10 protein-coding genes are annotated in these 12,620 nt (G+C 44.1%); 1 reads left to right on the top strand and 9 read right to left on the bottom strand.

Going from position 1 to position 12,620, the window contains the following annotated elements; genetic code table 11:
- Positions 1-19: 19 nt before the first annotated feature.
- Positions 20-724 (bottom strand): ABC transporter ATP-binding protein, encoded by a 705-nt coding sequence (locus tag B5F18_RS08610; protein WP_087157269.1) that lies wholly within the window; start codon positions 722-724, stop codon positions 20-22.
- A 106-nt stretch (positions 725-830) separates the two neighbouring features.
- Between B5F18_RS08610 and B5F18_RS08605 the strand changes: the two genes are divergently transcribed.
- On the top strand, positions 831-1,334 hold the full coding sequence (locus tag B5F18_RS08605; protein ID WP_087157268.1) for a GNAT family N-acetyltransferase: 504 nt from the start codon (positions 831-833) through the stop codon (positions 1,332-1,334).
- A gap of 56 nt (positions 1,335-1,390) precedes the next feature.
- Here B5F18_RS08605 and B5F18_RS08600 read toward each other — a convergent pair whose 3' ends face one another.
- From B5F18_RS08600 to B5F18_RS08565, 8 genes are all read right to left on the bottom strand, one after another.
- Positions 1,391-2,233 carry a sensor histidine kinase gene (locus B5F18_RS08600; protein WP_087157267.1) on the bottom strand — a complete coding sequence of 281 codons (843 nt, stop codon included), beginning with the start codon at positions 2,231-2,233 and terminating at the stop codon, positions 1,391-1,393.
- Positions 2,223-2,939, bottom strand: a complete 717-nt coding sequence (locus B5F18_RS08595) for a LytR/AlgR family response regulator transcription factor (RefSeq protein ID WP_087157266.1) — start codon at positions 2,937-2,939, stop codon at positions 2,223-2,225. Before B5F18_RS08595 ends, B5F18_RS08600 begins: the two co-directional genes overlap by 11 nt.
- A 2-nt stretch (positions 2,940-2,941) precedes the next feature.
- On the bottom strand, positions 2,942-3,895 hold the full coding sequence (locus tag B5F18_RS08590) for a stomatin-like protein (protein WP_330394143.1): 954 nt from the start codon (positions 3,893-3,895) through the stop codon (positions 2,942-2,944).
- A gap of 3 nt (positions 3,896-3,898) precedes the next feature.
- The gene (locus B5F18_RS08585; RefSeq protein ID WP_242955828.1) at positions 3,899-4,363 is read right to left on the bottom strand and encodes an NfeD family protein; all 465 of its coding nucleotides are present in this window, start codon (positions 4,361-4,363) and stop codon (positions 3,899-3,901) included.
- A gap of 55 nt (positions 4,364-4,418) precedes the next feature.
- Positions 4,419-5,486, bottom strand: a complete 1,068-nt coding sequence (locus B5F18_RS08580) for a hypothetical protein (protein WP_087157265.1) — start codon at positions 5,484-5,486, stop codon at positions 4,419-4,421.
- 83 nt (positions 5,487-5,569) lie between these two features.
- Positions 5,570-7,234: an acyl-CoA dehydratase activase gene (locus B5F18_RS08575; protein WP_087157264.1), complete on the bottom strand. Its 1,665-nt coding sequence runs from the start codon at positions 7,232-7,234 to the stop codon at positions 5,570-5,572.
- Positions 7,228-8,502, bottom strand: coding sequence for a 2-hydroxyacyl-CoA dehydratase subunit D (locus tag B5F18_RS08570; RefSeq protein WP_087157263.1), 1,275 nt, complete (start codon positions 8,500-8,502; stop codon positions 7,228-7,230). Before B5F18_RS08570 ends, B5F18_RS08575 begins: the two co-directional genes overlap by 7 nt.
- Before the next feature lie 112 nt (positions 8,503-8,614).
- Positions 8,615-12,481 (bottom strand): beta-N-acetylglucosaminidase domain-containing protein, encoded by a 3,867-nt coding sequence (locus B5F18_RS08565; RefSeq protein WP_087157262.1) that lies wholly within the window; start codon positions 12,479-12,481, stop codon positions 8,615-8,617.
- Between the last annotated feature and the right edge of the window lie 139 nt (positions 12,482-12,620).

Below are 12,620 nucleotides of genomic sequence, written 5' to 3'. Positions count from 1 at the left end.
AATTCACCTTTTCTCTCTGTTACCATTCTATCGTTTCCACCGGAACCGGAGATTCATTCTCCAAAATTTCCCACACTTTTCCATTCTTAATATGGATCACCCGGTCTGCCATAGGAGCAATAGCAGAATTATGGGTGATCAAGATCACTGTCATCCCTTTTTCACGGCACATATCCTGAAGAAGTTTCAAGATGGCTTTCCCTGTATTGTAGTCCAAAGCTCCTGTCGGCTCGTCACACAGTAAAAGTTTGGGGTTTTTTGCCAAAGCCCTCGCAATCGACACCCTCTGCTGCTCTCCCCCGGAGAGCTGAGCCGGAAAATTATCTTTTCTTTCTGCAAGACCTACCTCTTCCAACACGTTTTCCGCATCCAGAGGATTTTTACAAATCTGCATAGCAAGTTCTACATTTTCCAAAGCTGTAAGATTTGGAATGAGATTGTAAAACTGAAAGACAAACCCGATATCATCCCTGCGGTAAGCAGTCAGCTGTTTTGCACCATATGATGTAATGTCAACCCCATCGATCCAAACCTTTCCGCTCGTGGCCGTGTCCATTCCTCCAAGGATATTCAGCACTGTTGTCTTTCCTGCGCCGCTGGCCCCAACCACGACCGCAAATTCCCCTTTTTGGACCTCAAAGTCAATACCGTCCGCAGCAGCTATCTCGACCTCTCCCATGTGATATATTTTTTTTACATTCTCCAGTTTTACAAACGTATTCATCTATGCGCCTCCAAGGATAAAAAACTCATATTGTTTTCATAATTGTCATCTATTATAATAATAACATCTATTTTTATATAACAAAAGTATTTTAAGGAGAACCAATATGAAAAAAATACGTATGATCCCTGCTGTCAATGATGCGGAAATTTTGGGCGTCGCCGCTTTGGCAGAGGAAATCTGGCATGAACATTTTCCTCCTATCATCGGAGAGGAACAGGTGGATTACATGGTAGAAAAGTTTCAGTCTTTTGACGCGCTCAAAAGACAGATTGCGGATGGGTATGAATACTTTCTCATTTCCAGCGATTATATGATGGTAGGCTACACAGGTGTTACGGAAAAAGACGGCTCTTTATTTTTGAGCAAACTTTACCTTTTGAAGGATTCCAGAGGACAGCACCTTAGCACAGAAGTCTTCGGGCATCTTATAGATCTTGCCAAAGAGCGCAAGCTTGACAAAATCTGGCTGACATGCAACAAATACAACAGCCATTCCCTGGACGTATACAAACATCTTGGATTTGAAATCGTACGGGATGAAGTGACAGATATCGGAAATGGTTTTGTCATGGATGACTATATTCTGGAATATCCAATACACTACTAAAAAATTTCAGCGGTCAAAACATCTGATATATGTTTTGACCGCCGTTCTCTTTTTTATTACATCTTTGCCAGAAAGCAGATCAGCTCCATGCCGTCTTTTTCCTCAACAGACGCTGTAAGCTCTCCTTTTGTCTTTTCCATGAGCTGACGCACACGGAATAGCCCGAATCCTCTCTCCTTTGATTTTGTGGAATATCCTTTTTCAAAAAACTTTTCTACATCGCTTATCTTTACCTTCTCTACTTCATTTCTCACTTCCAAGAGCACTTGATCCTCCACAGAATCCAATGTGATCCACACTTCTTTTTTTCTCTCGTCGCATGCTTCATATGCATTGTCCACAAGGACGCCCGCCACTTCTATGATGTCCGGCTCCAGCGCCTGTGAAATGATTTCATAATTTTTGATTTCCAGATGTGTGGAAATCCAGGGAGCAGAATTGATGATTTTACTGTAGAGAAATCCTGCTAAAATCTTATCGCTGATCCGCAGAAGGGGAATGTACTGTTTCATTCCGTCTTTTCTCGTTTCTTTGATATATTCCGTCTGTTTTTCCACCAGCTCTTCATAGTTATCCACGGTCAAATGCATATTTACAAGTGCATGGATATGATTGTCATACTCATGTTGTCTGGCCCGGATTTCTTTGACCAGCCCCTCCAAAGGCTGTACGTACATCTGATACAGATTCACCGCATCTTTCTGCTTCTTGACCGCATCATGATTTACCTTCCACTGCGCAATGCTCCACAACACAAGTACGATAAAGAATAAGAAAATAACAAAAACCTCCGGGCTTATCTTTCCCATTGCTCCAAGCCTTCCAAAACAAACAGTACCCACAAGCACTGCTACAATGCAAAATCCTCGATATAAAATCTGCTTATTCTTATCTTTCATTCATTACTCTCCTGATCTGTGCCTTATACGTCACTCCGATCTCCACAGTCTCATCCCAGTACCGCATCTTTATGATCTGATTGACCACATCACAGTACTCCATGTACATTTTGTTTACAACATACATGCGGTGGCACTGCAAAAAGTCTTCTCCCTGGAGTTTTTCCAGAATCTGTTTCAGCGAAAGGTACAGCACATCCATTTTTTCCTTTTTCATATAGATGCAGACTCCACGCGGGATGGCCTTTATAAATACAATGCTGTCACAGAAAATCTTATAGTTGATCCCATCCTTTTTTACGAGAATACAGCTCCTCTCTTTTACATTTTCCAGCACCTTTTTGACTACCTCTTCCACGTCTTTTTTCTCAAACGGTTTTGTCAGGTACTGGTAACAGTGGAGTTTTCTGTATGCCTCCATCTCCAAAGATGCCACAGAAGTAACCATGACAATAGGCGTAAAAGAATATTCCTTCTTCTTCCGGATTTCTTCTGCAAAAGCAAAACCCAAAATATCATTTGTTTCTTCCCCGCCCAGGTTTACATCCAACAGGAACAGATCTATTTTTCCGCTTTTTTCCAGTAACGTTTTTGCAGCTCCAAAAGATTGAGCTTTCAAAATGCGGATACCAGGGGAACACTCCCCCAATATCCGCTCCAGCGCTTTTTGGCTCTGCTCTTCATCTTCTAAAATCAGAACCTGCATATCTATTTTTCTCCTGACACATCGTCATCCTTTGCAACTTCCGCAATGGATCTTACAAGCCCTGCCATCTCCTGAATCCTGGAAGGGATGATGATCTTCGTAGCTTTTCCGTCCGCTGCCTTTTCAAATGCCTCAAGACTCTTGATCGTGAGTACTGCATCGTCCGCACCCGCTTCTTTGATAAAACGAAGTCCGTCCGCTGTGGCCTGCTGTACTTTGAGAATCGCCTCAGCCTCACCTTCCGCCTCACGGATCATCTTTTCCTTTTCAGCCTCAGCCCTCAAGATAGCTGCACGTTTCTCAGCCTCAGCGTCAAGGATAATGGATTCTTTCTTACCTTCTGCAACAAGGATCGTTGATTTCTTCTCTCCTTCTGCGCGGAGGATCGCCTCTCTTCTTTCTCTTTCCGCCTTCATCTGTTTTTCCATTGCATCCCGGATAGCACTTGGCGGAATGATGTTTTTCAGTTCCACCCTGTTCACTTTAATTCCCCAAGGGTCTGTGGCCAGATCAAGCTCTGAGCGCATCTTTGTATTGATGGTCTCGCGTGATGTCAATGTCTGGTCAAGCTCCAGATCTCCGATAATATTACGTAAAGTCGTTGCCGTCAGGTTTTCAATTGCCACGATCGGATTTGCCACCCCATAACAGAACATCTTCGGATCCGTGATCTGATAAAAGATAACCGTGTCAATCTGCATGGTAACATTGTCTTTCGTGATCACCGGCTGCGGCGCAAAGTCCACGACCTGTTCTTTTAAATCAATCTTTCTTGCAACACGTTCAATGATCGGCAGTTTAAAGTGAAGTCCCACGCTCCACGTTGCCTGATAAGCGCCAAGTCTTTCGATGACCAGAGCCTGTGCCTGATGTACAATTTTTACACAGGATATCAAAATACATACAATGATCAAAACAATTATGATTCCCAGTATAGTTCCTATCATTTTTCCCATAACTTATTCCTCCTCATATTTTATTACGATCAGTTTCACTCCGGAAATATTGACAACTTTTGCCAGCTCTCCCTTTTCCAGCACCTCATTATCCTCCGTGGCCCGAACTGTCCACTCCTGTCCGTCTACAATACTTTTCCCTGTCTGAGAAAGATTATCCACCCTTTCGGTGATTCGGATCACTTTGCCGATCACACCTTCATAATTGGTCCTTGTGCGGTTTTGATTTAAATACTTCAATGCCCACGGCCTCGTAAAAATCAAAAGGATGCAGGAGACAACCAGAAATATCACGATCTGTCCGATAATCCCCACTCCGCAAAGGTTTGCAATAATCGCTGCAAGAGAGCCCCCGGCAAACCAAATCGTTGTAAGTCCCACTGTCAGCAGTTCGATCAAAACCAGGATAATAAGCAGTCCCAGCCAGACAAGGATCATTGTGCCCGGCGTCAATGTAAATGTTCCCATGTGCTCGCCTCCTTCCTGGAAGATATGATCATCATATGAAGTTTTGTTCCTGGATTCAACAGTTTCTGTCTGAATCCGTCAAAATTCTGCTTGAATATGTATTGTAGTCCACTTCATAGTAATCTTCGCAAGGCTCCAGGTAAATACCATCCCCTTCAAATAAAACCGTTGCGCCTTTTGGGAGGACCACATTTTTGCATCCATTCTCTTCATAAACCATATCTTCTGTCTGATGCGTTTCTTTTTCCATCCAGATATAATCTGACACCCCCTCCTTATATGTGATGGTTGCACTTCCCTCATCGCTTGTAATGCGAATGTTATAAATGCCTTCCTGAACTTCATCTGCTCCAACAGTGTACTCCCCGCTTACCGGGATTGTATCTTTGAGTGGATTTTCGGTAAATTCCTGTTTAAGAGGCTGGCCATTGAATGTCTTCAGTTTTAAGACAACCCCTTCGCCAATCTTAAATGTTGCTCCATTATACAGCCTCATGTCATCCTTTTCCACTACCTCATCTTCAAACACCACGTCTGTTCCAAACAGACTATAATCAAAGATCACATTTTCCTCGTCGTAAAGAGTCATGCTGCCTCTTCCATCGGCCAATTCTATCTGATATATCCCCTCCGGCACATGGACACCGACCTGATAAAACCCTGGCCCCAAAAACTCTTCAAATTCAGTTCCTTCCTCGGGAATCTCGCGCGTTACATACGCATATGTGTCTGTCTCTTCCGAAATTTCCTCATTTGTCGAAGAATTTATATGTAAAATATCCTCTTTTATCTCGGGCAAGTAGCTGACAAGACCACTGATGGCCGCAACAATGCAGATAAGAGTACTGACATACTTCATAAACCTCTCTTTAGGAGCAGGTTTTACCTTATTCTTCGTTCTTTTGAGAGAGCTCCCGGGCTTGTATACATAATTGTTGACATTTTTCTTTTTGATCTCTGCAACAGTATCCGACCTTCCTTTTTCTTCTTTGACATAGCCTTGTACACTGCTTTCCCTTTCATATCGCCGCTCCTTGTCATTGAAAGAATTGTCCAGCCCACAAAGCCGGCAACGGTTTCCGGCAAGTTTCCCGCCACACAGACTGCATCTTCCTTTTTTCATATGCCCCACCCCTCTCCTCTATGGTTATTCTATGTTAGCTGTTTCTATTTTATCATAATCTCCCCGTTTCTTCGACAATTTCCTTACTCCATTTTATCCAGAGCATAGAGAGCTGCTCCTGTTGCACCGACAATTTCCGGCTCCGGGCAAATGTAAAGCGGAGCGCCTATTTTTTCCTCCACTGCCTTCACGACACCCGGATTTTTAGCCACACCTCCAGTCATCATAAACTCCGGTTCCACGCCGACCCGTTTCAAAAGCGAGTAAGCTTTGTTCGCGATCGCCCTGCACACCCCGGCTGCAATGTCGGATTTTTCTTTATTGTTTGCGATCAGGGAAATCACTTCCGATTCCGCAAATACAGAACACATGCTGGTGATTTCAATATTCTCTTTTGATTCCAGGGCAACCGGACCCAGTTCATCCACGTCGATCTCCAGCGTCCTGGCGATCATCTCAAGAAACCTTCCTGTCCCTGCCGCGCATTTATCGTTCATGACAAAGTCTGAGACTTCACCTGTTTTGCTAAGCTTAATACCTTTGCTGTCCTGTCCTCCTATATCCAGTATCGTCCGTATTTTAGGATTGAAATAATGGGCGCCTCTTCCATGGCAGCTGATTTCCGTGACATTTTCATCTGCAAATGGAATGCTCACTCTTCCATATCCGGTGGATACGATCCTTGCAAGGTCTTCTTGCTTTAAACCGGCTTTTTGCAGTACATCCTTGAGTACTTTATTTGCACTTTCCCCTGATTTTGCTCCGGTTCTCACAACAGAAAATGCCAGGATCTTTCTGTCTTTGTCCATGATCACTGCGTTTGTGGACGTGGAACCACTGTCAATTCCCATCACATACATACGTTCTTTCTCTCCTGTCTTTTTTATTTTCGCCTTTTTATTTCCTGTAAGCGACTCTAAAAATGCTTGCAGCCTTGTCAATACCTGTCCGTAGCTTTGCCTTGTATAGTCCGTTTCCAACTGCAGCATTGGCTTTTTCACCACTTCTTTGAGCCATGCATACTCATAAGAATAGTTGTCGCAAAACTGCACCGTGTGATACACGATCCCATCCACACTGTCCATATAGCGCAGGATAAGTTCCTCCCTGTTCGCTGCCGTCTCCATCCTCATGCACGGAAACTGACTTAACAGTCCTCTTGTGTAACCTGTCAAAACTTCCCTCTCATCCACAAGAACTTTTCTTGCAAGTCCGGTGCAGGTTACATCAAACGCCACATTCGCCTTGTTTTTTTCAAGAATCTCTTTGATGCTCGCATTTGCCCTTGCACCTGCGATTCCAATGTTTGGCACGTCTTTTTTCACAGAAATCTCCTGGGTCTTTTTTTTCTTTTTCAAAAACTCCAAGAATGTTTCTTCACAAAAATGTTTGCCGCAAAAACTTTCATATGCTTTCACCATCTGGCGGATCCGTTTTTCATAGAGGACAATCCCTGCATCTTTTGTGATCCTCGGCGTGTCCAGCATATAGATAAATTTCTTTGGATATTCTTTTTTGAGTACATCATACAGTCTGCGGATACTGTCACAGCAAGTAGTCAGGATAATGCCTTCATAATCCTTTTGCAGCATCTCCTCCAGCACTCCTTTTGCAAAACTGCAGATATTGGGATGCATCTTCATGTCCGCATGATTAAAATTGGAAACCTCCGGTTCGATTCTTTCCATTTCTACTCCCATGGACTCAAAAATTTCCACGGGTGCATATTTACAAATATATCCTAACATGTCTCTCCTCCGCTCTCTATCATCTCCAGAAATGCTTCCAGCCTTGTCTTGATCTGCCCGTCATGGCTGTTTCGCTTGTCAATCCCATCTCCGTCCAAGATCAGCATCGGAAGTCCTTTCTTTTGCATCCGCTCTTTTAATATGATGCTGCCCCCTGATGCCTGTTTACATCCCCAATGACAGAAGTGTATGACAGCATCCGGACAAAGTCTGTCCGCCAGCTTTTCTATCATATCCGCCTTGTGCTCATAGGAGCCGTTGTACAGATTTCTGATGATCTTTTTCGCCAATGACTCAAATGGTTTTTCTGCGTCCAGCTCTTCCATAAAATCAAGAATGATATCGCTTGCCACAATCTGATATTTTTTGCTTGCATAAAAATATTTTTTCAGGCTCTCCTGATAGAACGGCATCAGATGGACCCACAAAATTTTCTTTCCTTCAAATTTCGGATAGGTTTTGATATCTTCCACCATAAATTTGATAAGCTCTAAAAATTCTTTTGTTCCAATGAGCAGGTGCATCCCCATCATCATATAGAGATGGCTGATAAGCTCTCCCGGATAATAATGCACTGCCTGCAGCTTAAAAAACTTCATCAGCTCTTTTCTCGTCTCATTTTCAATCCGGATCGTCTCTTTTAATCTTTCCTCCAAAAACCGTATTCCTGTTCTTTGCTCCAAAGCTTTTGCAAGTTCTTCAAGCTGAGAGGCAAGATATACAACAGAATCTCTATCATCTGAATACGGAACGTCCAGAAAGGTAAACGGAACACCGATCTTTTTTTCCAGATAGCGGAATGTATTTAAATTTCCATCGCAGGAAAGCGATGTTGTCACCGCATAGTCAGGACCTGGCACTACCTGGCTGTCCACAGCCCCCACAAAGGTTTTATGGTAGGAACAAAGCGTTGGCGCGATCCCCTCGTTTTGGGCATAATCAATAAAATAGTCTTCCAGATGAAAGCCTGTCAAATAACAGGACAGGCATTCAATGGAGAGAGTCTGCAGTCCAAAACACTGCATCAACTCACACGGCGCGAAAATATTTCCCCAAACATAGGGTTTCTTCTCTCCAAGTGTGTCTGCCACAAGAGACATCATCATGGCCTCCAGCTTTTGATACCCTTTGGAAATCCCCTTTTTGGGCGCCAGCTTTGTCTTCCATTTGTTTGCCCAAAAACCAAACACCATCTTCTTCCATCCCTTTTTTGGCTCCACTTTTGCCTCTTCTTTTACATAGTCTATATATTTATCCACTACGGACATATTATCACCCTCTTTTCCTGATGGATTAGTATAACACATTTTGCGGATAAAAATCAAAAAGCCCCTCCGGCAGACTGCCGGAAGAGCTCTTTACATCCCATCCATGGAACCCTTATTTCATTTTTTTCTTCTGTGCAAAACAGATCCCCGCTGCCATTGCCATTGCAAATATAAGCCATACTACAACTGTCTCATCCCCTGTTTTTACACTCTTTACATTGGAATTTGGGGCTGTGTCTGCTTTGCCCTGATCCACATTGGTATTGGCATTTGTATTTGTGCTTGTCTGCGTATTCCGGGTATCTTCAGCAGATGCCTGTTTCAGACCGGACAAAGCGTCCTGAAGGTTCGCCGTTGCTTTTGCAACCGTTTCCTCTGTGGCTGTCTCATCTTTATATACTGCCGTCGCTTCTGCCAGGGCTGTTCTCATCACTGCAAATCCTTCCGCCTCGTAATCGTCCTCCTTAAGAGACATCGCAGTGACGATCAGCTCATTCAATGCAGACTTGTCCGGTTTCAGCCTAAGCTCACTCATGGCCGAAAGCAATGTCTTCCATGCACCATTTACCTCATCCTGCATCGCATCACCATCACTCAACACAGTTTCAGCCAAAGTCAGGGCTGACCGGAATGCCTCTTTGCCTTCCTCCAGATAGCGGTCCAAATCCAGATTTGCCGCCATGTCATACACTTTCTGCAAATCTTCCTTGTTTCCCTGTTTAAAGGAAAGATACTGCATGCTTGTGATGATCTCCTTCCATGCCTCATCTATCATTTCCTGGGTCACAGATGCATCACCGCTCTTTGCTCTGTCCAAAATATCCTGTCCATTTTCCACGGCTTTCTGGAATCTGTCTACAACAGACTGCAGCACACCTTCTGTGTCCGCTGTAGCTGCAAGTCCAAGTGTATATTCTAACACATCTGTAGAAAGTTTACTTTCTGAAATCGGTTCAAAGGCTGCGCTCAGCACAACATCTTCACCTGGCATAAGGAAAGAAGTTCCCTCTATCTGTGTACCATTGTATGTCAAAGATCCTGGTTTCAGCTGGTAGTTCTCATCCGGCAAAACCTGGATATTGACTTTTGCGCCCTCTTCAAAATGAGCTGCGTCCACAGCGAGCGTTCCATTTTTGATATTGGAATCTATCGTCAGAGAATGGGTACGCTCTACAGTTGCTTTGTCCACACCAAATACACGCAGTTCAAAAATACGTGTTGACGGATACGGTGCTCCTGGCTGAATGGCATTTGCCACATAAAAACGGAAATATCTTCCTTCGATCGCAGGATCGAAATCTGTTCTCACATCATTTTCTGTGTTATTCGTATATTCTGAAACAGTTTCCCAGTTGTCATTGTTTCCAAGATAAGAGACATCCGCTAACTGCTCTTGCGTTGGATTTTCATCTTTCAGTACCTGCAAAGAGAATGCTGAAGGTGTGTAAAGCTCATGCTCAATTCCACCGCCTACCATCTGCCATTCACTGATGGTTTTCACTGCACCAAGGTCAAATGCAAGCCACTGATTTCTGTACAGGCTTCCTCCTGTACACCATTTTGTGGAATCATTGTCGTCAAAGGCATATTCCGGTCCCTCTCCTTGTGCCGGTGATCCGGTTGCGTGAAGGATGGTTGCCTGTGGTCCTAAGTTGACCGGAATGGTCGGGTCCGTATAAATTTTATCAATAACTGTAACCTTGACTGTCACTGATTTTTCTTTGTCATATACAGATGTTGCTGTCACATTCAACTCTCGTGCTGTTTCATCTGTGTCTACAGTCAGAACTCCGTTTTTGTTGATGGATGTCCCTTCTGCCTCGGCACCTTCTACAGACCAGAGTACTTCATTTACATTCTCTCTGTCTGCATCCACAGCTGCCAAAAACTGCTGCGTCGTTCCTTGACGTACTTCCACATTTTCATTTGGTGTGATGTTCACCTGTTCAATTGCAACACCGCTTGTGTCTGCGTCTTCCACTGCAAAGTCATCCAGCACTTCTCTTGCTGTTGCCATAAACGGCTCAAGTCCGCGCTCTGACGGGCAGGCTTCCACAACGCTGCTGTAGATATCTTCTCCTGCTCCTTCCAAAGAGATGATCTGGTAACGTTCATTCTTTGGAGTATCCAGTCTCTCGATTGCCTCCTGAGCAATGTAATAACCATGAACCTGATCCACCGGATCATCGCTGGATACTGTTGCCATAGCTCCTCCAATCAGCGCTGCCATGTCATACAGCTTGTTGAAAGATGTCTGTGCTTCCTCAACGATCAGCTGATCCGCCACACGTTCACTTTGTGCCAATGTTTCTACCTTTTTGATAGCATCCATGATCGTATACATTTTATCGCGGATAGCTGCCGCAGATGCTTTATTTCCGCTCTGATATCCGTCAAGAACATTTTTTACATCAGCCGGAACAAAGGTCTGATTGAGATTTCCGTATGCTTCTCTTAACGCTGCCGCCATATCCGCATCGTCAGGCATCATAGCTCTAAAACTGTCTTCCCAGTTTGCCATCGCGTCAAAAGCTTTCGGATTCCATGTATAGTCTGCAAGTCCAAAGAATGCGACTTTGGACGCCTCCGCATAGTTCATTGGGTTTGAGAGAACACCTTCCAGATTAGTCGGATTGGAATCCTGTCCGTAATAATGATTGATCGGGTTTGTATAGAAAACAGCATCGCTGGCATCGTTTACCGGATAGTTCCACCACATGACAGGTGTACGTCCGAGCCAGTTTTTAAATGTTGTCGCTGAACTGTTGCTGATGTTGGAAAATACTGCGTTTCCTGTGAAACAGAATTCCACATCTTCATGGACTGCCTTAAATTTTGGCAGACAGCTGGCTCCATAACTTGATCCGGTCGTGTACCATGCCGGAGTGAAAAATAATCCTTTTACTTGATCTTCCGGACTTTGGCCTTCTCCATTGTATTTCTCATACAAACGGTTCTGGATCTCGTTTAACATGTATACCTGCATGTCCGCTGTCTGTGCTGCCACTGATTCTGAAATATCGTCCACAAAAATACCAAACTGACGAACACCAAGATCATACATATGACTGAATTTGTCCATCAAACGCACAAGTCCTTCTTCGATCGTCTCCTCATTCGTGAAATCGATTGGCTTTTGCATTGCAGGGTGTGCCACCCAGACAAAGCTTACTTTGCTTGCAGCCGCTGCTTCTGCGTACTGTCTCATCTCGTCTTTGGTGCGCACTCCGTTTTTGGAATCCTCTTCGGAGACTTCATCCGGATACTCCTCGTCCCATTTTCCAAGATGATACGGGTCAGATTTTGGTCCGTACAAAAACATGTTCATTTTGTAGCGTTTTGCGAATTCCATCCAGTCCAGCGTGCCCTCCACGCTCCACGGATAGCCATAATATCCCTCTACTGCTCCACGGTATTTCTGGAATGCGTAATCCTCAAATGTAGACACCTTCAAAGTGCCGCTCTCACTTTGTGCGAACATCTGCTCCAGCGTAGCAAGCGCATAGAACGCAGCGTCCGTATCCTTTCCAAGGATTACAATATCTCCGTCCTCAAAAACTTTGAGCACGTGCATGTCGTATTTATTCTCCCCTTCTGCAAATACGTCTTTTGGCACATTCTCATGGGTGTCTGCACTCTCGCCTGAACCGTTGATCCCCACATACAGGTTCGTGCTGTCCGCTTTTTCGCTGTCACTGTAGGATACCTGATATCCTGCTTCTTCCAACACCTCATTGATACGGTTTTCCGTTATCTTGTCGATTCCGCTCTCTTTGATGACATTGATCTCTTCGCTCAATGTGATCTGTGTATTTTCATCTGTTACCTTTTGCGGAGTCGGATAAATTTTATAATTTGCCGTCTCCGAAACTTTTCCTTCTGTCTCTTTTGCCGCAGCACTTCCGGATGGAAGTATCATGCCTGTAAGCATACAAAATACTGTCAGAAGACAGAAGATTTTCCTTGACATCTTCCTCATAACTTACCTCCTTTGGGCTTGAAATCATTGTTGCCATATTCTTTCTGTCCCCCTATGTGCATCATTATACCATCCGAACGCTTACTTTCACAACAAATAGGTGTATTTTCCTTGTCAATTCTGATATATCCATGCTATC

The organism is Lachnoclostridium sp. An181, assembly GCF_002160325.1.
Classification (GTDB): Bacteria; Bacillota; Clostridia; order Lachnospirales; family Lachnospiraceae; genus An181.
This window is presented reverse-complemented; position numbering and strand designations above follow the sequence as displayed.